Annotated in this window: 19 protein-coding genes, 1 pseudogene and 1 other annotated feature; of the genes and pseudogenes, 3 read left to right on the top strand and 17 right to left on the bottom strand. The window is 31.5% G+C overall.

From position 1 onward, the window contains the following. Window positions 1-105: 105 nt before the first annotated feature. Window positions 106-1,788: an MFS transporter gene (locus ACJDT4_RS20525; protein ID WP_406789469.1), complete on the top strand. Its 1,683-nt coding sequence runs from the start codon at window positions 106-108 to the stop codon at window positions 1,786-1,788. A gap of 35 nt (window positions 1,789-1,823) precedes the next feature. On the opposite strand, the gene ACJDT4_RS20530 is transcribed toward ACJDT4_RS20525, so the two are convergent. The 10 genes from ACJDT4_RS20530 to ACJDT4_RS20575 form a co-directional block, all read right to left on the bottom strand. Then, complete coding sequence (locus tag ACJDT4_RS20530; protein WP_406789470.1) at window positions 1,824-2,453, bottom strand: hypothetical protein; 630 nt, start codon at window positions 2,451-2,453, stop codon at window positions 1,824-1,826. A 173-nt stretch (window positions 2,454-2,626) separates the two neighbouring features. Continuing rightward, the gene (locus ACJDT4_RS20535; RefSeq protein WP_406789523.1) at window positions 2,627-2,842 is read right to left on the bottom strand and encodes a TetR/AcrR family transcriptional regulator; all 216 of its coding nucleotides are present in this window, start codon (window positions 2,840-2,842) and stop codon (window positions 2,627-2,629) included. Window positions 2,843-3,072: 230 nt separating this feature from the next. After that, window positions 3,073-3,900 (bottom strand): creatininase family protein, encoded by an 828-nt coding sequence (locus tag ACJDT4_RS20540; protein ID WP_406789471.1) that lies wholly within the window; start codon window positions 3,898-3,900, stop codon window positions 3,073-3,075. 2 nt (window positions 3,901-3,902) lie between these two features. Next, entirely contained in the window at window positions 3,903-4,655 is a 753-nt protein-coding gene (locus tag ACJDT4_RS20545; RefSeq protein ID WP_406789472.1) for a MerR family transcriptional regulator, read from the bottom strand. A 124-nt stretch (window positions 4,656-4,779) separates the two neighbouring features. Beyond that, window positions 4,780-5,694: a sensor histidine kinase gene (locus ACJDT4_RS20550; RefSeq protein WP_406789473.1), complete on the bottom strand. Its 915-nt coding sequence runs from the start codon at window positions 5,692-5,694 to the stop codon at window positions 4,780-4,782. Window positions 5,695-5,741: 47 nt separating this feature from the next. Then, a complete protein-coding gene (locus ACJDT4_RS20555; protein WP_406789474.1) occupies window positions 5,742-8,369 on the bottom strand; it encodes an ABC transporter permease in 2,628 nt (875 codons plus the stop codon). Next, window positions 8,366-9,049 (bottom strand): ABC transporter ATP-binding protein, encoded by a 684-nt coding sequence (locus tag ACJDT4_RS20560; RefSeq protein WP_406789475.1) that lies wholly within the window; start codon window positions 9,047-9,049, stop codon window positions 8,366-8,368. Before ACJDT4_RS20560 ends, ACJDT4_RS20555 begins: the two co-directional genes overlap by 4 nt. Before the next feature lie 22 nt (window positions 9,050-9,071). Further along, the gene (locus ACJDT4_RS20565) at window positions 9,072-9,809 is read right to left on the bottom strand and encodes an ABC transporter permease (RefSeq protein WP_406789476.1); all 738 of its coding nucleotides are present in this window, start codon (window positions 9,807-9,809) and stop codon (window positions 9,072-9,074) included. After that, complete coding sequence (locus ACJDT4_RS20570) at window positions 9,809-10,714, bottom strand: ABC transporter ATP-binding protein (RefSeq protein ID WP_406789477.1); 906 nt, start codon at window positions 10,712-10,714, stop codon at window positions 9,809-9,811. The genes ACJDT4_RS20565 and ACJDT4_RS20570 overlap by 1 nt, the downstream gene beginning before the upstream one ends. A gap of 118 nt (window positions 10,715-10,832) precedes the next feature. Beyond that, a complete protein-coding gene (locus ACJDT4_RS20575) occupies window positions 10,833-11,510 on the bottom strand; it encodes a response regulator transcription factor (protein ID WP_406789478.1) in 678 nt (225 codons plus the stop codon). A 719-nt stretch (window positions 11,511-12,229) separates the two neighbouring features. Continuing rightward, window positions 12,230-12,500: a binding site (T-box leader), on the top strand. Window positions 12,501-12,601: 101 nt separating this feature from the next. On the opposite strand from ACJDT4_RS20575, the gene ACJDT4_RS20580 reads away from it, so the two are divergent. Beyond that, window positions 12,602-13,714, top strand: a complete 1,113-nt coding sequence (locus ACJDT4_RS20580) for an iron-containing alcohol dehydrogenase family protein (protein ID WP_406789479.1) — start codon at window positions 12,602-12,604, stop codon at window positions 13,712-13,714. A 29-nt stretch (window positions 13,715-13,743) separates the two neighbouring features. Further along, the gene (brnQ, locus tag ACJDT4_RS20585; protein WP_406789480.1) at window positions 13,744-15,099 is read left to right on the top strand and encodes a branched-chain amino acid transport system II carrier protein; all 1,356 of its coding nucleotides are present in this window, start codon (window positions 13,744-13,746) and stop codon (window positions 15,097-15,099) included. 189 nt (window positions 15,100-15,288) lie between these two features. Here the strand turns inward: brnQ and ACJDT4_RS20590 are convergent. The 7 genes and pseudogenes from ACJDT4_RS20590 to ACJDT4_RS20620 all read right to left on the bottom strand — a co-directional run. Then, window positions 15,289-15,447, bottom strand: a pseudogene (locus ACJDT4_RS20590) (ATP-binding cassette domain-containing protein); the annotation flags it as partial. A gap of 106 nt (window positions 15,448-15,553) precedes the next feature. Further along, the gene (locus tag ACJDT4_RS20595; RefSeq protein ID WP_406789481.1) at window positions 15,554-15,952 is read right to left on the bottom strand and encodes a hypothetical protein; all 399 of its coding nucleotides are present in this window, start codon (window positions 15,950-15,952) and stop codon (window positions 15,554-15,556) included. A 434-nt stretch (window positions 15,953-16,386) separates the two neighbouring features. Next, complete coding sequence (locus ACJDT4_RS20600) at window positions 16,387-16,788, bottom strand: hypothetical protein (protein WP_406789482.1); 402 nt, start codon at window positions 16,786-16,788, stop codon at window positions 16,387-16,389. Between the two features lie 281 nt (window positions 16,789-17,069). Further along, complete coding sequence (gene esaA / locus ACJDT4_RS20605) at window positions 17,070-19,886, bottom strand: type VII secretion protein EsaA (RefSeq protein WP_406789483.1); 2,817 nt, start codon at window positions 19,884-19,886, stop codon at window positions 17,070-17,072. A gap of 12 nt (window positions 19,887-19,898) precedes the next feature. Next, entirely contained in the window at window positions 19,899-20,792 is an 894-nt protein-coding gene (locus tag ACJDT4_RS20610; protein WP_406789484.1) for a hypothetical protein, read from the bottom strand. Between the two features lies 1 nt (window position 20,793). After that, a complete protein-coding gene (locus tag ACJDT4_RS20615; protein ID WP_406789485.1) occupies window positions 20,794-21,126 on the bottom strand; it encodes a DUF4176 domain-containing protein in 333 nt (110 codons plus the stop codon). After that, a complete protein-coding gene (locus tag ACJDT4_RS20620; RefSeq protein ID WP_406789486.1) occupies window positions 21,123-22,097 on the bottom strand; it encodes a hypothetical protein in 975 nt (324 codons plus the stop codon). The genes ACJDT4_RS20615 and ACJDT4_RS20620 overlap by 4 nt, the downstream gene beginning before the upstream one ends. Between the last annotated feature and the right edge of the window lie 2 nt (window positions 22,098-22,099).

Consider the following 22,099-nt stretch of genomic DNA (forward strand, 5'->3'; position numbering starts at 1 on the left):
AATAAATATTTATATTAAGAGATATTTTTTTGTCCATCTACTATACATTATACTAATTTACTACATACTAATATATATTATATTAATACTTAGGAGGTTTGTCTTATGAACAAAAAACATCAAATTATTTCTTTTGTAGCCATTATTTTAGGTTTTTTCATGGCATTGCTAGATACAACTATAGTAAATATCACTTTGCCTAAAATGACTGAATACTTTAATACTACTATGGCTCATATTTCTTGGGTAGTAAATGCCTATAATCTAGCCTTTGGAGTTATTATAATAACCGCTTCGAGATTGGCAGATCAATTTGGCAGAAAAAAACTGTTTATTGCCGGAATATTTTTATTTTCTACATTTTCACTGCTATGTGGTATTTCAAATTCCCTTGAAATGCTTATATTTTTTAGAGCACTTCAAGGTCTATCCGCAGCTTTTGTTGTACCTGTTACAGTGCCTCTTTCTTGTGAAATATTTCCACCAGAAAAGAGAGGAACTATTATGGCACTTTGGGGAGCAATTTCTGGTCTTGCGGCTGCAAGTGGACCGACACTTGGTGGTATATTAACTGAATTTTTTAACTGGAGATATGTCTTCTTTATCAATGTACCTCTAGGTTGTATTTGTATACTACTAACTATGAAGTTGATAAAAGAATCTTATGACCTAACTGCAAGTAAAAGCATAGACTTTGGAGGAATTATAACAATCTCTATTGCTATGTTTTGCTTAACCTTCGCATTAATGAAAGCTAACGAAAAAGGCTGGACTTCAAGCCTTATACTTTCCCTCTTTGCTGTTTCTGCTATAGCCTTTATACTCTTTGTTCTTATTGAACTAAAAGTTAAAGAGCCGATGCTTCCTCTTAGTATATTTAAATCTATACAATTTACAAATGGCTCTATTACTCTATTCTTAGTTGGAATTGGTATGATGGCTGGTCCATATATGTTATCCTTTTTTCTAGCTCAAGTTAAAGGGTTAAATCAACTGTCAGCAGGACTTATTATTTCAACTATGTCCTTAAGTTCAATGTTTTTTTCAATATTAGCTGGTATTTTGTTAAAAAAGATAAACAGTAGATATATTAGTGCCTTAGGTGTCCTTTTACTTTGCATTGCTTGCTACTTAAATAGTTCTCTTACTCAAAATTCTTCAACTATAGATATTATCTTAAGATTAATTGTTGCTGGTTCTGGTACGGGATTCAGTATGGCAACATTATCAGGTTCTATATTAACTAACGTTCCTGTAGATAAAATTGGAATAGCTTCTGGAGTAAGTAACATGACAAGAACACTTGGAACTGTACTTGGAGTTGCCTTATTTTTAACTATGTTTACATCAAATATGACTACCCAGATGGTTGATGCTAAAAACTCTGCTGTACAAACAATACAAAAGGACACTGTATTTGATAACAAAGCCAAGCTGCAAATGATTTCTTCTATCAAATCAGGTAATTCTAAAAAAGTTAGTCTTTCAAAAACCTTAAGCACAATTGATAAAAAAGAAGCTGCTGTGTTAAAATCTTCTCCAGAAGCGGCTAAAAATAAAATCAGAGAAAGTTTTAAAAGGCAAAAGAAAGAAACACAAAAAATAGTACCTACTATTGAGGATACCTTTTTGAGTCATTCAGTTAAAGCTTTTAGTTTTACATTTAAGGTAGGCTCTATAATTCTTGTACCTGGTATACTTTTTGCATTATTCAGTGATAAAAAAAGAGATCCTTATGCAAAAAATAAACAGTTTGCTGAAAACAGAGATAACGTCTCAGTGGGCTAAAAGTATGAGATAAAAATCACAAATATATATTCTTCTTAATCTTTCATACTATTCTTGTCAAAACTAATTATAGTTGCTCCCATATCTTCTTTTATATGTTTACTTTGAAGAACCGAATATCTAACAAGATTATGGGAGCAACTTTTTATAATTTTACACAAATAAGTTGGCTTCCCTTGTGTAAATTTACTTTTGTCCGTATATGTATCATATGGTGTATCTTTAATCACTTTCCCATCAGTTTCATACTCTTCAAGTTTATTAACTGCAAATGAACCATCATCTTCTATTGCACCTTTAATTACCCGAACATAACCTTCCTTACCATTATTGAAGGAATCTACAAATTTATCAAGTGATGATATATTATACACTTCAAGTTCTTTACTGCTACCTCTAGAAATCATTATTACACTACCATTTTTAAGAGATGTTTGAAAATTTCTAGCTTCTTCTATATCATTCTTTTTTAAATCATTATTTTCTTTATATGATGCTTCTAAAGCTTTTTCTTCTTTCAAATTACTATTGTTAGATGTAGATTTTGCTTGAGTTTCATTAGTTTTATTAGAAATATTTGAACTACTATTTATATTTTTATTTGTACACCCATTAGCAATTAAAATTACTGATATAAGACCCGCTAATAGCATATATCTTTTCACCTAAATCACTCCTCACTTAACCTTTTTGATCTATTAGTTACTTCCATTTATACAATTATATAACATATAATAAAAAACATACAGTCATGAAATCGTTTATATGATTATTAAGGAGTGATAATTTAATGGTGAAATCAAAAGATGGGCTAAGAAAGAAAACTTAAATATTGATGTTAAACTTTAGGACATGCTTTCTTTACCTTATCCAGATAGCTCTTTTCAGCCAGCATTTTATCAATGTATTGTTCCATTGCCTGAATATAAATGTCCTCTTTAGATTTAAAATAATAATAAAGCATACCTTGTGCGCCATTAACTTCATCTAATATATCTCTTACTGAAACTGTTCCATATCCCTTTTCTATAAATAATTTGGTTGCTATATCTATGAGTTCTTGTTTTCTAACTTCTGGATCTTTACTATTTTTTTCAAAGAGCCCTCACCTCTAGTTCATTATCTTAATAAAAAATATTTAGACCGACTATCTGTCTGTGTATAATATACCTCGCTTGAATTTGTTTATCAATGAAGAAGAACCTTTATGAAATACTGTAACCCATATAAACACAACATACTTTTGCTAAAAATAAATTTTTTTCTGTATCATAAGTAAGCTTCTCAAACTATCATCCCAAGCAACCTATCATGAAGGAAATGATGTTCATACTGTTGAAAATTTTTTCTTTTAATAAATGCCATTACAGCATCTACTAAATATTTAGCAAAATTTTCATTTAATTCCTTACCTATAGCTTTATCTGCATACTTTGGTGCTCCTAAGTGTCCATACTCTCCCATAGCTTCAATAATTTTTTTACCATCTCCCATTTGACGTTCATCAATTACAGTACTCGGAAGTTCTTTATATATTCCCTTTACTAACTCTTCTTTAATACAAAGCATAGAAGAAGTTTCAACAAAGCCAGCATGAATATCATGAAATTCACTTTCCATTTTAGCAATTTTTTCTGGGACCTCAAATTTAATTTTATTATGGCCTAATGAGAAAAAAGCACTTAAGGGTGAAATAGCACAAACTCCAAACTGCTTATTTACTTCATCACATGCCGAACTAACCGCCACTTGATGAATTGGGTCTCCATGAGAAGCTATTAATATAATATTTTTCCAACCCTGCGAAGCAAAATTTTTAATCAATTCATATACTGCAAGCTTAGTGGTTTTAGGTGAAAAATGTACACTGCAAGGATAATTAGCAGAAGCCGATGCAGTATAAAATGGAATACTTTTATAACATTCTATTCCATATTTACTTTCCATTTTTTCTGCTAAAAGCTTTATCCAATGTTCCCCTTCATAAATATCCGTTCCAAGTGGCAAATGGAGTCCATGTTCTTCAATAGGCGCCACAGTAATACATAGTATGCCCTTAGCCTTATTTACTTCATCAATTTCTTTCCACGTCATCTCCATAATATTCTTCATAGTTATTCCTCCACCTCATAATAAACTTCTACTTCTTTAAAAGATACATATCGCTCTATTGCAGTTTTTCTAAGCTTAATATTATTTTTATCTGCATAATCAAGAAGTGCTGCATGAGCAAGACCAACCTTTGAAAAGCCGCCTTTATGAACTGTCTTTAAATATTCACCATTTTTTATATGCAATAGCTCATCCTCATAATTTTCTTTTGGAACAATGGGAAGCCCTACCTTCATTTTTATTTCTTCCTGCTCATTTTCATAATTATCATATAAAATAAAATGTGGACCTGCTTTTTCATATCCTTTGCTGCACATTTCATATAGTTTTCCTACTACTTCGCCAACATTTTCAGTTTTAATGGTTGCTTCTTTATATAATGCAAATACCTCTTTACAATCACATATTTCACAAACATAATCTAAATTTTTTTCATCACCTTGAAGCTTCTTTTGTAACTTTGACTTTACCTCTAAACTATTTTGAATTTCGTTATTAAGTTCATTTAATCGCTTTTCAAAAAAATCTTTTACATTAGTATTGCCTTTTTCAATTTCACTGATATCCTTCAAAGAAAATCCAAATTCTTTATATTCATTAATTCTCATTATTTTTTCAACCTGCTTAGAATCATAGTATTTATACCCGTTTTCTGGATTAATCCATTCTGGAAGCAAAAGTTCCATATCTTCATATATACGCAGTGCCTTTCTCGTTGTATGTCCAATAACACAAAACTTACCACTTGTATACATCCTGACCACTCCCTTTCTTATAAAACAAGTATAAACCTGTGCCTTGGGACGAAGTCAAGTAATAACACCTTGAAATATTATGTGAATTGTACATTGATCAACTCATCATTTTTCAATATCTGCTTTATGAAATTTTAGGAAATAAAATAGATATTGAGAACTTACCATTATTATAAAAAGCTTCTATTGTTCCATTCAGCCGTTTTGTAATTTCTTTGGCTATTGTAAGTCCTAATCCTGTGGTTTTTTTATTTCGAGATTTATCCTTTGTATAGGAACGTTCAAAAATATAATCTAAATCATCTTTGGTCATAGGTTCGCTAAGATTAGAAAAAGTAAACACATAGCTGCTGCCTACTTCCTGTATTTCAAAACAGTATTCTCCCTTACCATGTATAATTGCATTAAATAAAATATTTGAAAATACTCTTTTTATTCCTTGTTCATCACCTTGCACCATACACGGTTTTTCTGGTAATCGAACAGTTGGCTCTTGTCCAATTTTATAAAAATCATCATAATACATAGCAAGCACATCTGTTAAAATTTTTTTTGCATCTACAGGAATATGTCCATAAGTAATCTCACCTGATTCAATACGTACATATTCAAACAATTGCTCTAGTAGTACCTTAACCATGTTTTGACGTTCTAATACTACTGCTAAATATTCCAGCGCCTCTTCATTTACAGCACTTGCCTGGAGCATTTGAACATATCCACTAGCAGTTGTCAGTGGTGTACGCAAATCATGTGAAATATTAGTTATACTCTGCCTAAAATTCCTATTTAGTCTTTTAATTCTTATGCGAGACCTTCTTACATCTCGCATTAAATTGTTGAGTTGATTAACTAGCTGTGTAATATCTCTTTGTTTTGCTATTACTGTCAGTAGCTGATTGGTATCTTTTAGCTGCATAATTTCCTTTAATTGTTTCGTAATATGTTTAATATTCATGCGATAATACAAATGATAAAAAATAAGTATAACAAACATAAATATAAATAAAAAAGTTGTAAACGCCCAAATATTTTTCATATTAACTCCTTTATATGATTATCCTGTGGTTGCACCCAACATGAAAATTATACTATTTCATCTTTCATCGCTTCTATGATATTCCCTTGTTTAATGGCTTTAGATGAAACCCAATAAGAAAAGAATATAGCCATAAATATTATAATGATGTAAATTAAAATTAAAGCACCCGGGAAAACAGCTATAAATTCATTCCAGCCTACCGATGATACCTTAAGCATATAAAAACAAATTATAAATACAACTGGAATACCAATTATAAGCGGCTTTAATGCGAATAATAAGCCCTCTAAGCCAAGCATTTTATTTAATCCTTTAGGAGTTACCCCAATTGATCTAAGCATAGAAAATTCTTTTTTATGAAGCCTAATATTATTTGAAACTGTTGAGAAGGTGTTAAAAATACCAATTATCGCAATCATTAAAGCAACAGCAAAAACACTGATTGAAATAGCTTTCTGAACAAGCTCGTTATGCTGCTTTTCTTCTAATAAACTCCATATTGTAAAATCTTGCGAACCTAAATAAGAATTGCAAATCTTTGTAAGCTTTTTCTTTACCTTTGGGCTTGCTTTGTCTCCTACTAGTAAATCAATTGACATCATATTAGCTTCAAGCTCACGATTTGATGAGAATTTACTAACTATTTTTTTGTAATTTTCCATAGGAATAATCAGTGCTAAACTATATTTACTAGTTCCTAGCTCACTTGGCCAACTTTCCGTAACATCACCTATTTGAAGATTAAATTCATTATTTGTATTCATATTATCTTCTACTTTTTCATGTAAAAGCATTTTATCACCTTTCCTAGTATTTAGCAAAGGTAATAGTTTTACATCATTAGAATTAGCCATTTTATAATGTGTGCTATTTAATAATATGCCTTCATCTGCTCCTTTTTTATAATACTTATCAGCATTAGTTCCAATTTTTCTGCAATAATTTTTAAAGGATTCATCACTTAATCCCACTAAATTTACTATGATTCTATATTTTCCATTTTCTTTTAATACATCATACTTTTTATAATCAATTCCCGCGAATCCTCCAGCACGTGAAAAAGTCTTTGATTCCTGACTCGAAGTTACAAAAGCTGAAGTACGTACTTGCCTTCTAACTACACTATCTTTAACTTCAGGCAAAGATATAATCTTATTAATCATTTCTTCATTTGGTTCATCAATAATATTTAAATTAGCAGTAATATCATGAGTGGCTGTTTTATCATTCTTAGACATAGCTAGATTATATATTGAAATAATATTAAAGTAACCTGCTATTAAAATAAAGCATATAGAGATAGCTAGTACTGCTGTACGTAAACTCTTTTTATTGGCTGAAAATTGAGAACTTGCAAGTTCCCCTTCTATTCCAAAGATTTTCTTAAATATTGAAGTATTTTTAATTTTTATTGTTTGGAAGTTTTGTCGTATTCCTGAAATAGCCGATACTTTTGCGACTTTTCTTGCTGGAATATATGCAGATACTAAAACAGTAATTAAGGATACAAGGACAGAAAAGGCAATTACTATTAAAGATAATGAAACATGTATGGAATTATAATCCTTTTCAATGCTAAGAATTCCATTAACCTTAAAAAATATAGCATAACTAAAAATATATCCTACAATTAAGCCAATTGGCAATTGAATAAGCCACAGTAAAAATCCTTCGTAAAGTACAGAATATTTAATTTGTCTTGGCGTTGCTCCCAAACTCTTCAGAACACTCAATTCTTTAATCCTACTATTAGCAGATAATGAAAACGCATTATAAATAATTAGAACAAAAGCTCCCATAACTAGTATAAATAAAATTATTACAATAGCAATAATCATAATAAATTGAATATTCGAACTATTTTTATCGTTAATTCCATATAAATTTAATAACTGAGTATTATACATAACATTATACTTTCCATTTTTATCTTTGCTTAAACCACAATATTTACCAATTTGGGGTAATGTATTATATATTTTATATGGATTATTAAAACGCATATAAACAGTAAACTTGTCTTCGTGTTTAATATCGGAAATATTTAAATATCCCATTGCAATATATCCTGGATAAGCAGAGCTTGCCGAAATGTCTAGTTCACCTACTATTGTATAATTTTTAGAATCTTTCACCTTAAATTTTTCGCCTTGCTGCTTATAACTTTGAGTGTCAATTAGCTTATCCTTTAACATTCTAGTACCTATGGGAATACTTAACTTATCACCAATTTTATAGGTTGGATTATCTATAAAAAACAATTTTGATACAACAATTTCATTAGTTTTTTTAGGAAGTCTACCATGTATAAGTTCATTTTTTAAATTCATATCCTTCCAAAAGTTTTTATCTGCACCTCGCATTAAAAGGTATGGAAGTTTTGTATCAGAAAGCTTAGCAGTAACCCAAGTTCCTTTAACCATTGTAGTTTTAACTGCTGGATCCTTTTCAATTTCTTTAAGTTTATCTCCAGATATATCCTCTCTTAATTCTCCTTGCCAATAACCTCCACTTTTAATTATTGATGTTACCTTTGCTCCCCACATAGAATAAATAAATATACAAAGCGAACATAGCAAAGCCGATGCAATTGTTATAGCCAGTAATATAGAGCTTGTATGCCTTTTATTCTTTTTTATTTGATTGTAAGTGTATTCATTCATTATTTTCATTGCCCTATCACCTCATCTGAAACTATTTTTCCATCAACAATTTTAATCCTTCTATCAGCTAAGGCGGCAATTTCTTCGTCATGCGTAATCATAACAATTGTCTGATTGTACTCCTGGTTTGAACGTTTTAAAAGATCCATAGTTGTTTTGGTGTTTTTTCTGTCAAGATTACCAGTTGGCTCATCTGCTAAAATAATGGATGGTTTATAAATAAGAGCTCGTCCTATAGCGACTCTTTGCTGCTGCCCACCAGAAAGCTGATTTGGAAAATGTTCAATCCTTTGTGTTAAGCCAAGCAGTTTCACAATCTTATCAAATTCTTCTTTCTTTGGCTTCTTATTATCTAATAACATTGGTAAAAGTATATTTTTTTCTACATTAAGGGTAGAAATTAGATTATACGACTGATAAATTAATCCTATCTTTCGCCTTCGAAATAAAGCTGCCTCCGTTTCATTCATAGCTGAAATATCTGTTTCATCTATATATATTTTCCCTTTTGTAGGGTGATCTACGCATCCAAGCATGTGAAGGAGTGTAGATTTTCCAGATCCACTCGGTCCAATTATTGAAACAAATTGTCCTTTTTCTATTTTCAAATTTAAATTATCTAATGCACTAACCTTTGTATCCCCATTTCCATAAACTTTTGAAAGATTTTCTGTTCTTAATATATACAAAATATTATCTCCTTTCTTTTTATCAATCAATATCTTTTTTTGAAAATAATAAACTAGAACCTAAAAGTGAAGCTATCCCAATTAATAAAAATATGATTGAACACTTTATAACATCTTCTGGTTGTGAATTGAAATTAATTATAGTTTTACGCATACTTGCGAGAGAATATGTTGTAAAAACATCATTTTTTGTTAACACCGTAAGAAGGCCTGATATAAAGTTGCTTCCAATGATTAATAAGATAGAAACTATAATTGAAACACTTACGCTCTTTATAAGATAAGACAAAAAAGTACCAATACCCGACATGGCCCAAAACATGCAAATTAACCCTATATTCATTCGAATGAACGAAACTGCATTAGCTTCTCCCAAGCGATATAATATTGTATATATAAATAAGTTTAAAACTCCAAAACTCAATAAAATAATTGTTATACTAGAAGACATAGCTATATACTGCCCAAGAACCAATTTCCATCTAGCTATTCCATGACAAGCCATTTGTTTTATACTTCCATTTGTATATTCAGACGTAATTAGAGAAACTACAAACATCAATATCACATAAAAAGCAAGATCTTGGCCATAAGACTCTTGATACATAGAAAATCCCGTTGTGTTCATCTGTCCTTTCAACTTAAGATAAAGTGAGGCTGCAAGGGAAATGCAATTCATTGCTAGAAATATAATCGATATAACATAAAAAATCCTGCTTTTAAATATCTTATAAAATTCACTAGAAATTACATTTATCATTATTCATTGCCTCCCATCATCTTTATAAAATATCCTTCTATATCATTTCCACCTAAACCAATGCTTGATACTAGAACACCATTCTCAACTAATTCTTTATTAATTTGAGCGGGTATATCGAGGCAATCATAAACACAAATTTTCCCTTCATCAAACACTTTAAATTCTGAACTTTTTATATTGTGTTTTAAAATGTAAGCTGCTTTTTCAGAATCGTCAACTACTATAGAAATACATTTTTTACAGCGTTCATCTAATTCTGCTGCTTTGAATTCACAAGCAAGTACTCCTTCATTTATAATTCCATACTTTGTTGCAAGCTTAGCAAGTTCCCCTAAAATATGAGAAGATATTAAAATAGTAATTTCATTTTCTATATTTAGTTTTAATAATAGCTCTCTAATTTCCTTAATTCCATAAGGATCTAATCCATTGATAGGCTCATCTAAGATAAGAAAATCTGGATTTCCCAATAACGAAATTGCAATAGACAGGCGCTGCTTCATACCTAGTGAAAAGGCTTTAGTTTTCTTTTTGCCTGTGTTTTTTAGGCCAACTAGGCTTAAAACTTCATCTACATTACTATAATCTGTAATGCCAAGCAGTTTATCATAATAAATCAAGTTTTCTCTTGCTGTCATATAAGGATATAGTGCTGGATTTTCAATTATACATCCAATTCTTTTCCTTCCTTCTTCTAAATTTTCGCTTTCAAATAGCTTGATATCTCCATAACTTTGATGGATTAGTCCACAAACAATTTTCATAATTGTTGTTTTACCGGCACCATTTTTACCTATCAAACCGTAAATATCGCCCTTTTCAATATTCATATTAACTTCATTTACAGATATTTGATTACCATATTTTTTAGTCAAGCCATTAGTTTGTAGTACTAGTTTCATATGCTTATATCACTTACTTTCTTTAATTAGAATATTATTTAATCTTATATTTAAATAATAAACAAAAAATATTAAAATACATTTTAGAATTTATCAAGAAAGTATCAAGTTTTATAAATTAATTATCTTGCATTTTGTAGCCTATTCCCCAAACTGTTTTTATATATGTATCACCATGTTTCAATTTATTACGCAAATTACTAACATGCACTGTAACCACTCTTTCATCTAGAATATATTCTTCAGACCAAACACTTTCAAATATATTTTGTTTTGTAAATACTTTCTTAGGATTGCTAATTAGTAATTCTAATATTTTATATTCTTTTACTGTAAGCTCAATAGGTTCATTATTAATAGTTACACTACGATTTTCACTATCTAAAACTAAATCTTTAAATATAGATATATTGGTTTTATCTACGATTGTCCCCTTATTCATTCTTCTTAATACTGCACCTATCCTAACAATTAATTCTTCATTATTAAATGGCTTTGTTATATAATCATCTGCCCCGTCCCTGATCATTCCAAGTTTAGTGTCTAAATCATCTTTTGCAGATACACATATAATAGGAATTTGGAATTGTTCATTAATTTTTGCTAAAATTTCTTCACCACTTAAACCAGGTAACATTAAGTCCAATAAAATCAAATCAAAAGACTCTTTTTCTAGTAATAATAGTGCCTCTGTACCAGAAAATGCAGCTGATGTTGTATACTTATTTTTTATCAATAAAGTTTGCACCATTTTATTAATTTTAGGATCATCTTCTACAACTAATATTTTATTCATCCTGCTCTACCTTTCTATAGACAATTTCAATCAATTCTATTTTTCAATTTATTTTATATTAATGTAAATAATCTACACAATATTATATCAAAAACAAAGTTCCATTTTTTTCAATAAATAAAAAAACTTTAACTGCCTGTTATTGATGCAATTAAAACTTATAATTTATTATATTAAATTCATTCATCTTACTTTCCAACTGATACTGTTACTTGTGATACAGTTCTCCATAACTACTCTAAATGAAGTTTTTCAATTTTATTCTTGTGTATATATTCTACATAATTATGGTATAATTCTAAAGCACAATTTAATAGTTAAATGTGGGCTACTGGTATCACCAACCTCTGTTTTGGGAAGGAGGTAATACACATAAGTAATGATAATTCTTTAGAGTACCTTATATAAGCTCAAGAAGTATCCTTAAACGTAGTTTTATAACTTGTTTTCTTTAAAATTTGTATATATTCCTCAGGCGTAAGTTTATTATTTATACTTTTCCCTTTAAAGTGTTAGCTGTCCAGTAACTATGCTCATTTGATTTATTATAAAACATACCTTCCTCTGTTGACATATCCAAAAATATGTTCTATAATCTACCTTAAAATCAATTGAATATAGTGAAATCAGTTCAACTACAAACTGTATATGTACCATAATTCCTTAAATATTGGTATTTTGGAACATAAATAGTTTAAGTTTCACAGTGATTTCACCCTATAAAGGCAATGAAGAGAAGGAGTAGATATTTCTTACTGATTTTAGAGAGAAGCGGATGGTGGAAGCGCTTTGTCAGGTAATATACGAAGTAGTCTCGGAGCTGCAGACCAAAAGAAACAGCACATATTACTGTTTTGAGTAGACTCTGACGGATTTCCTACCGTATAAATGGGAAGCGGCATCGATTTATAAAAATCCGTGTTGTTATGAGATATAGTTGTAACACTTCTATATGAAGTTAGGTGGTAACACGAGTCATTCGTCCTAATATTAGGATGAATGGCTCTTTTTTTATTCAGCTAATTTAAAAGCAGCTCTGGATTTTTATCGTGCCTTCATTGATTTTATAAAAATAAAAAGGGGCTGTTAAAATGTCAAGTTACAATGTTTATTTACCAAGTTATAGTGTAGGAGAGGATTGCTATAAGGATATTCCCTACATAACAAGAAAATATGGAACCAAGGCAGTTGTAATCGGTGGAAAAACTGCAATTGAAAAAGCAAAAACTGCTATACTCTCAGGAACTCAAGATTCTAACATTGAAATTCTCGATTTCTTATGGTACGGCGGAAATTCTAATATAAAAAATGTAGAAAAACTAAAAAGTAATCCACTTGTACAAGCTGCAGATATGCTTTTTGGAGTTGGTGGTGGAAGAGCTTGCGACACAGTAAAAACTGTTGCTGACATGCTTGATAAACCTATATTTACCTTTCCTACACTAGCTTCAAATTGTGCCGGTTGTACAGCGCTTTGTGTTATTTACAACGAGGATGGTTCATTTAAAGAATATTATTACCCAAAACATCCGCCATATCATACCTTTATAAATACACAAATCATAGCTAAAGCACCTTATGATATGTTCTGGGCAGGTATTGGTGATGCACTATCAAAAGAATATGAAGTTTCCTTTGCTTGCAGGGACAAAAACCTATATCATATGCCGCTCTTAGGCTTAGGAATTGCAAAAACATGTACCTCTCCATTAATTGATCTTGGAAAAAAAGCATTAGAAGATTGTAAAAATAAAAAGGCTTCTTTTGAACTGGAACAAGTAGCTTTAGACATTATAATGCTTACAGGTATTGTTTCAAACTGTGAAACACATATAAATCAGTCAGACCCAAAGGATAGATACTACTATAACAGTTCGCTTGCACACTGCGTATATTATGGCTCCTCTTTGATACCAGAATGTGAAAAACACCTGCATGGCGAAATCGTAGCCTTTGGTGTATTATGTCTTTTAGCTTACGACAATCAGCTAGATGAAATGAACAAAATACTTGCCTTCAATAAAAGCGTAGGACTTCCTGTTACTATGGAGGAAATAGGTCTTACAGAAAACGCTTTGCCCATAGTTGCAAAAAAAGCTGCTTCTGTTATTGAATGGCAGTATGCTCCTGGTATGCCAACAGAAGAAAAGTTCATAAAAGCAATAAAAGCTGCAGACAGGGCAGGAAAAGCAAGTATGCAATAAACATTATATTCCAAAATGGAGGGTTATTTATGAAAGAAAAACTAAGTTTTAAGCAAAATCTTTTAATAGGGTCTTTGCTGTTTGGATTATTTTTTGGAGCAGGTAATCTAATTTTTCCAGTACAAATGGGGCAGCAAGCTGGAAGCCATACTTTTACAGCGACTATCGGATTTTTAATTACAGGTGTAGGATTGCCTATACTAGGAATTATTGCATCAGCACTTTCAAAAAGTGAAAGCTTATTTGATATGGCGAAACCTATTAGCTCACGTTATTCGAAAATATTCACTTGCTTATTGTATTTAACAATTGGTCCACTATTTGCAATTCCACGTACTGCTACAGTTGCATTTGAAGTTGGAATTCATCCTTTTATTTCTGATGAGTATTTAAAAATTGGACTTTTTATTTTCTCATTAATATTTTTTATATTTACCATTTATTTTTCATTAAGGCCTGGACGAATTTTGGATTGGGTAGGTAAATATCTTACTCCTATTTTTTTAGTACTTTTATCTATCTTACTAATTGCAACTTTTGTAAAGCCAATGGGACAAGTAAGTCGCTATGCAGCTCAGGGAAGATATGCTGCTCAGCCATTATTTACAGGCATATTGGATGGATATAATACTATGGACGCTTTAGCATCTCTAGCTTTTGCAATTATTATTATTTCTAATGTACGAAAGCTCGGCATTAAAGATTCTAATTTAATTGCTTTTGAAACATCCAAATCAAGCTTGATTACTGTTATTGGTATGACAGTCATTTATGGATCACTTGCTTATATGGGAGCTACAAGTTTAGGTAGTGTAAAACGTGCTGATAATGGAGGAAGTATTTTATCTATGGTAAGTAATCACTATTTTGGATTTATTGGAAAGATACTGCTTGCAGCTATTGTAGGGATTGCATGCGTAAAAACAGCAATTGGTTTAATTACCTCCTGTTCTGAAATGTTTAGTGAAATGTTCCCCAAATCTACTTCTTATAAAAATTATGCCATTGTGTTTACAGTTTGTTCTTTTGCAATCGCTAACTTTGGGCTAAATGCTATAATTAAGCTATCTTTACCGGTACTTATGTTTTTATATCCATTAGCAATTACTTTAATAATATTGTCCCTATTAACTCCATTCATTCATAGACAAAATGATATTTATAAATGGACGACTGTATTAACAGCTATTGCAGCATTTTTTGATTTTTGTAAGGCATTACCTGATCCTTTGGTAAAAAGTGAAGTAGTAGTGCAGTTTGTTAATTTTGCTCATTTATATTTACCTGGTTTTGATTATGGATTTGGGTGGATAGTACCAGCATTTTGTGGTTTTACTATAGGATTAATTATTTGGAGTGTTAGTAGGAAAAAGAAACTTGCATGAGCCTTGGGCAAATATATAGCTTACTAATACAAGTTAAAGAAGGATAATGGAAACACTTTTTAAAGCCTTAGCTACTTCTGCTTCCTTCTTTTTACTCTCACAAATATTCTTCTGCTCTTTAATTTTTTCACGCTTTACTACAGTTTTTTTAGGAGACTGAAGTTTTAAATCCTCCTTTGCTTTTTTATAATAATTACCAGCATAGTTTTTAAAAGTTTCTATAGAATCTATATCAAGGTGATTGGTAGGTTCATCAAGTAAAAGTATATCTGGATCATCAATTAAAAGCTTTCCTAAAAGAACTGTAGTTTTTTCACCGCCACTTAATAAACTAAAATCCTTCAGTAAATCTCATCATTATTCATTATACCATTCTCCTTATTTTATCTAAAAAAAGGCTGTTATAATAACTTCTACAGGATAATTTTTCTGTTTTTTCAATCATCATTTTTACCTACATTTTTTTCCTTTGACCACTTAATACAGCTTTATGAATCTTCTCAGAGCCTATTATCTGAACATTTGCTAAATCAGAATTTCCTGTCTTCTCTTCTTTACTTGTACCTAAAATATGTTTATTAAAATACTTTTCACCATACCATTCAATTTGACTTTTGCCCTCCCACTGACGATATTCTTCGGCATATTTACGTTTGTAATAGCCTTGAACTTGATACGGAAATTCGATACATATTTCCACTGCTATAAAAGCCAGATTAATAAAAAACCACATTCCAACCATCTCAAACAATTCAACTATTTCATTATGTAGAAAAATAAATATCGCTTCTACACAATACATACTTAGAATTCCCGACGCCGTCAAAATTTTCAAATCCATTGTAACAAACATCAAATTAAACTCAAGTGCCAACCAAAGTAAATAATTGTTTGCATTGACATGCGTCCAAAATAGTCGATCACATTTTATTCGTATGAAGTGTGTATAGATCCAAAATAAAATAAATGCTAGAAAACATAGCCAAAATAGCCAAGCGGGTAAAAAATTTATGTCCGCCTTGGGAATTGGACTGTCAGATCCTTCAATTGTTAAACTCCCCGTGAAGCGATATATCCCATATAACATTAAAATACAAATACAAGCAATGATGAAAAGCAAAACAGGTCTTTTCACATCCTGATTTTGCCACTTTAACACAGGATCATCTTCAAGTTTAAACTTTCTTCAAATGTTGCAGTAAAAATCTTAGGCTTTTTCATAAAAATCACCATCCAAAATTCTATATTGAGGCTGCACGGCTTTATTAAGCACGGAATCATGTAAATTTACTTCAGATATTTTTTTGCGTATTCTTTGTAATTTGGCTGTTTTATTTTATTCATTGCATACAGCATTTTCCCTTGGAGATAATTATCAGTCGAATCTGGCTCAATCATTATTGCAATATTTTTATCTTTGTCAGGGAAAACGATAGTATAATTTTTATTATCTTGCTTTATGCCATAATAGTTAACCCCATTTTTAGTGCCGACGGCATTTTGTGTATAATCGAAAGTTTTCCCATCTACAGTTACTTTCTTATCTTTAAACACCATTGTAGAATTTTCCCCACTACCATCCTGCACTTTCCATGTCCCTTGAATGCTTTTGGAACCGCTGCATCCATCTAAAATTAAAAGTGACAGGACTAGTCCAAGTACCAATAAAGTAATTTTATTTGTTTTCATTTATCTTCACACTCCTAGGAAATTTTTTAATCATAATTAATTTTCTCCTTTATAATTGTTAGATTTTTAATTCTTTCGTGAACAGTATTCACATCTAAATTACTATCATTATCCTTCCACCTTTCAGTCAAATGAATTAATCTAAGAAGCAAAATTATCTAACTCTTTTTCCGCTGCCTGTTACCACAACTTTCTGAAGATTAAGCTGCCTATTATATTTAGCAAATATCATAAATACTGGTTCTAAAATAAAAGAATGGGAGTCATTTTCCCATCCTCTGTTATTTTTCTTCAATCTTTGGCTTATGCCTTATCCAAGTTTTACCTAAAACACCAATAAGAATCCCTATCACGAAGATAACAATCCAGCGCCAATCAAATCCCTGAGGGACACTTAATACTTTTGGTGTAATATCTTTTACCGACAATGGCTTGGCAAAGAAATTAAATATATTATTCGCATTTACACCATTCGTCCTAGTGTTAGATAAAATGGATGCAAAGTTTTTATAGTAACTTTGACTGTTTTTGAAGTCACCGTTCCCTGTACTTAACAAATTATTCGTATTGTCAATGACATTCTTTGCATTATTCTGCGTCTTCGTGACCGTATCCACCATTTGATCAAACTCAGATGCATCACTCTTGATGATTTGCGCACTTGATGCCGTATCCTTAGCTTGTTTAGCCGTTGAAGTCACCATGCCGGAAATAGTGCTATAAAGTGAATCACCACCTTCTTTATCATACCAAAGTCCAACATCGTCCTGATTATACTCCTCCCAAGGTTTTTCTTGAAGTAATGTGGTATTGTTTGTTGTCCATGCTTTGTATTCTGCATTCAGCGTATCCATTGCTTCATTATACCAAGCCTGCAAATCACTTGACACTTGACTAAAGTAATTACTCGGCAAATGGTTGCTCAAGGTTGCTTTGTCATTTTGGAGACTTGCAATACTTGAATTCAACATTGTAATGGCATCCATAACATTTTTAATATTGGTTTTTCCGTAACTCATGAACTGGCTCACTTCATCATTATTAATTGGATTCGAAATTGGAGTGCCTCCCCTATTGCCATACATCTTGAAAATAGATTGTTCGCTTGCTTGTTGAAAGTCAGAAGCCTTAGTATAACCTTGCATATCAGAATAAGTCGCACCTGGTGCTCCATAAAGGAAAGCAATCAGACTACTTGCAGTATCAATATTATTGAATAAGGTCGATATATAGCCAAACTGATTGCCTCCTAAATATTCAGAAATGGCATTTGCAGGAATAAGCCCAAAATTCTCAACAGACGAAGTAGTACCACCTGAACCATTATCAAAGCTCGCTGTTACCGTTCCGCTTGTCGCTTGTCCTAAATCTACTTTATACGTAACAACGTAAGTCATCGGACTAGTCGTAGGAGAAGTCGTGACATTGCCATTACTATCAGTAGTACTTGTTGTTCGATTATCCAAAGTCACAGAATTATCTGGATTAACTACTGCACCTGTCCCAGTAGGTTGCGAAGCTATGGAAATCCCTGAGTTAGAAAGTCCATTTGAAGCCTGAAGTCTTAACGTATATTCAGTAGCTTTGGGTACGGTAATTGTAATTTGTTTTGTAAAACTTTGATTCTTACCATTTACTGTCGGAGCAGCACTAAAATCTACAGTAGCTGTCTTGACCCCAAAGGCTGTCGCATAATTTTTCAGAACACTAAGCTTAGCTTCGTAGGTGTACTTTTGTTGTAGCGTCAAAGAACCATTCTTTACTAGTGCATTTAAAAGGGTATCGTAGTCTCCCACATTTACTGATAAATTATTCAAGATGTTACTTATGGCTCTAGGATAAGCAGTTCCTGAGATATTATCTTTTTTGTCAAAGGGAGTCCCAAGCATTTTAGTCATTGCACTTCTCGCATTATCCTCAGTTTCAAGACTAGTAAAATCAGTGTTATCTGGTGCCGGGCTAATATCTTGTCCAAAGAATTGTAAATACAGGTCTTTTTCAAGATTTAATAGTGCTGCTTCTTTGCCTGTCAAGCTATCAATCTGTGTGCCAATGTCATCATGTACCCCACTAATCAAAGTGTTATAACTTGAAATTTGATTTTTCAAGTTTGCATAAACACCTGTCTTGCTTCCAGAAGTATCTGTATCATAAAATTGTTTCATCAATTGCACAGCCTTGTTATAAGCTACGGTGTACTGGCCATAATAGTAATTACTATCCGAGTTTGCTTGATTTGTAATAGCCTGATTTCCATTTGCAAGATTAATGTCCGTAATCTTCTTTTGGGTATCAAAATAATTAGTCAGGCTTGGTAACGTTCCGTTGAATGAAGAACTATTTTCGTTTAACATATTAACCACTGAATTGGTAAAGCTATTTTGTGCTTGAATCCAACTGTCATTTTGAGATTTCAAACCATTCGCAGTGGAAATAACTGAACTATAAGACTCATTGGTTGTTTGAAAAGGTCCATACACATTATCATTAAGTGCTGTGAGAATTGTGCCTTGACTCTTGACAACATTACCCATATTCGTTTGGGCATTTGCAACATTCCCTGCCACAGAAGCGTAATACATCTTGACAATTGAAGTATTGAAATCATAAAGCACATTCCCGATTTTATGCTGCAAGATTTTATTGTTCAGCTCTGAGTTAGAGGCAAGAACTTTATAATCCAGCTCTGCTTTTTGAGGATTCAATGCTTGAAGTGTCAAAATATTATGCGTAAAGTTTTGTGGAAGATAAATGACAGCATCAACAGAACCATCGACATAGGCTCTGTTTGCAATGGATCGCGGCAGGACTTGCCAATTATACTTATTATCATTGGAGACAAGTTTTACAAAAGTTTTACCAAAGTTATAATTTGTGCCATTAAACGTATTTGGCTGATCTTCATTAACGAGAGCAATAATCGGCTTTGCGATTTGTGCTTGTTTATGACTATCCCCACTCAGCAAAAACATAAGACCAGCCCCACAAATAATCAGAAAAATGATAACACCTGATCCAATCAGACGAAACTTTTTCATTTTCTTATCAAATTCTTCCCAAAGAATCTTAGAGTTTATCATCTTTGTTTTTTTTTGCATTTCTATTCTCCTTTAATTTCTGTTATACACTGCTTTTCCTGTCTTATCTTCTTTACTTGTACCTAAAATATGTTTATTAAAATACTTTTCACCATACCATTCAATTTGGCTTTTACCCTCCCTCTTACGATATTCTTCAGTATATTTACGTTTGTAATAGCCTTGAACTAGATATGGAAATTCGACATATATTTCTATTGCTATAAAAACCAGATTCATGAAAAGCCATATTGCAATTGACTCAATCAATCCACTTGTTCCAGTTCCAATATCTTCAATGTGTGCAAAAACTCTTTTCAAAATTATATAACATATGCAAGCGATTCCTCCCCACTTCAAAGCAATGTTAATTATCCTACCTTTTAAAGCATTGTGCCTAGCTCGAATCTCTTGTGATGAAAATAATGTTCTTTGAATAGAATCCATTTGTCTGCGAAATAATAAAAAAGTCAATAACCCAAATGCACAGTACGTAATTATGATTCCCCACGCCGTCAAAATTTTCAAATCCATTGTAACAAACATCAAATTGAACTCAAGTACCATCCAAAGTAAGCAATTATTTGCATTGACATGCGACCAAAATAGTCGGTTACATTTTATTCGTATGAAGTGTGTATAAATCCAAAATAAAACAAATATTAGAAAACATATCCAAAATGGCCAAGCTGGCAAAAAATTTATATCCGCCTTGGGAATTGGACTGTCAGATCGTTCAGTTGTTAAACTCCCTGTGAGGCGATATATCCCATATAATATTAAAATACAAATACAAGCAAGGATGAAAAGCAAAACAGGTCTTTTTACATCCTGATTCTGCCATTTTAACACAGGATCATCTTCAAAATTTAAACTTTCTTCAAATGTTGCAGTAAAAATTTTAGGTTTTTTCATAAAAAAGTTCAAATTATTCCACTTCTTTTATATTTATCTTTTCATTTTTTTCTTCATCTAAACTTTTTTTCCAATCAGCGTAAATCTCTAAAAATCTAATTTCATCTTCATCAGAATATCCTTCAAAAACAACTTTATCAATATCTTTATGTTGAAAGAAAATAGTTGTTTTTGGATTCATCCCCATTGGATAAACTGCACCCATATAATCTGCAAATTTATCTTCTCCAGTTTCTTCATCAGTGTACACTGCACCACGACCTACTACCACTAATTTTTGCATTCCTTCTTCCAGTAATACAATACTACCTAATGGTAATAATTTATCTGTTTTTTCATTCATCATTTATTTTTACCTCCATTTTCTATCTTTTGATTACTTAATACATCTTTATGAATCTTCTCAGAATCTATTATCTTAACATTTGCTAAATCAGATTTTCCTGTCTTATCTTCTTTACTTGTACCTAAAATATGTTTATTAAAATACTTTTCACCATACCATTCAATTTGACTTTTACCCTCCCTCTTACGATATTCTTCAGTATATTTACGTTTGTAATAGCCTTGAACTAGATATGGAAATTCGACATATATTTCTAGTGCTATAAAAACCAAGTTAACGAAAAACCACATTGCAACTATCTTTCTGAATCCACTTGTTCCAGTTCCAATATCTCCAATGTGTGGAAAAACCCTTTTCAAAATTATATAACATATGCAAGCTATTCCTCCCCACTTCAAAGCAATGTTAATTATCCTACCTTTTAAAGCATTGTGCCTAGCTCGAATCTCTTGTGATGAAAATAATGTTCTTTGAATGGAGCTCATTTGTCTGTGAAATATTAAAAAAATCAATAACCCAAGTACACAGTATATAATTAGGATTCCCCACACCGTCAAAATTTTCAAATCCATTGTAACAAACATCAAATTCACTTCAAGTACCAGCCAAAGTGCATAATTATTTGCATTGACATGAGCCCAAAATATTCGGTCATGTTTTATTCGTATGAAGTGTGTATAAATCCAAAATAAAACGAATATCAGAAAACATAGCCAAAATAGCCAAGCCGGTAAAAAATTTATATCTGCCTTAGGAACTGGACTATCAGGTCGTTCAGTTGTTAAACTCCCTGTGAGGCGATGCACGCCATATAATATTAAAATACAAATACAAGCAGTAATAAAAAACAGAACAGGCCTTTCCTTTTTATTTGGTTTCTCTACATCCTTATTTTGCAATTTTAATAAAGGATCATCTTCAAAGTTTAAGCTTTCTTCAAATGTTGCAGTAAAAATTTTGGGTTTTCTCATAA

Origin of the sequence: Clostridium neuense, from assembly GCF_045310695.1 — a bacterium.
GTDB lineage: Bacteria > Bacillota > Clostridia > Clostridiales > Clostridiaceae > Clostridium_S > Clostridium_S neuense.

Excerpts from the sequence above, each read along its gene's own strand:
- ACJDT4_RS20525 (WP_406789469.1), top strand. The coding sequence starts at position 106 with ATGAACAAAAAACATCAAATTATTTCTTTTGTAGCCATTATTTTAGGT.
- ACJDT4_RS20540 (WP_406789471.1), bottom strand. The coding sequence starts at position 3,900 with ATGAAGAATATTATGGAGATGACGTGGAAAGAAATTGATGAAGTAAAT.
- ACJDT4_RS20545 (WP_406789472.1), bottom strand. The coding sequence starts at position 4,655 with ATGTATACAAGTGGTAAGTTTTGTGTTATTGGACATACAACGAGAAAG.
- ACJDT4_RS20550 (WP_406789473.1), bottom strand. The coding sequence starts at position 5,694 with ATGAAAAATATTTGGGCGTTTACAACTTTTTTATTTATATTTATGTTT.
- ACJDT4_RS20555 (WP_406789474.1), bottom strand. The coding sequence starts at position 8,369 with ATGAAAATAATGAATGAATACACTTACAATCAAATAAAAAAGAATAAA.
- ACJDT4_RS20565 (WP_406789476.1), bottom strand. The coding sequence starts at position 9,809 with ATGATAAATGTAATTTCTAGTGAATTTTATAAGATATTTAAAAGCAGG.
- ACJDT4_RS20570 (WP_406789477.1), bottom strand. The coding sequence starts at position 10,714 with ATGAAACTAGTACTACAAACTAATGGCTTGACTAAAAAATATGGTAAT.
- ACJDT4_RS20575 (WP_406789478.1), bottom strand. The coding sequence starts at position 11,510 with ATGAATAAAATATTAGTTGTAGAAGATGATCCTAAAATTAATAAAATG.
- ACJDT4_RS20580 (WP_406789479.1), top strand. The coding sequence starts at position 12,602 with ATGTCAAGTTACAATGTTTATTTACCAAGTTATAGTGTAGGAGAGGAT.
- brnQ (WP_406789480.1), top strand. The coding sequence starts at position 13,744 with ATGAAAGAAAAACTAAGTTTTAAGCAAAATCTTTTAATAGGGTCTTTG.
- ACJDT4_RS20595 (WP_406789481.1), bottom strand. The coding sequence starts at position 15,952 with ATGTTTGTTACAATGGATTTGAAAATTTTGACGGCGTCGGGAATTCTA.
- ACJDT4_RS20600 (WP_406789482.1), bottom strand. The coding sequence starts at position 16,788 with ATGAAAACAAATAAAATTACTTTATTGGTACTTGGACTAGTCCTGTCA.
- esaA (WP_406789483.1), bottom strand. The coding sequence starts at position 19,886 with ATGCAAAAAAAAACAAAGATGATAAACTCTAAGATTCTTTGGGAAGAA.
- ACJDT4_RS20615 (WP_406789485.1), bottom strand. The coding sequence starts at position 21,126 with ATGATGAATGAAAAAACAGATAAATTATTACCATTAGGTAGTATTGTA.
- ACJDT4_RS20620 (WP_406789486.1), bottom strand. The coding sequence starts at position 22,097 with ATGAGAAAACCCAAAATTTTTACTGCAACATTTGAAGAAAGCTTAAAC.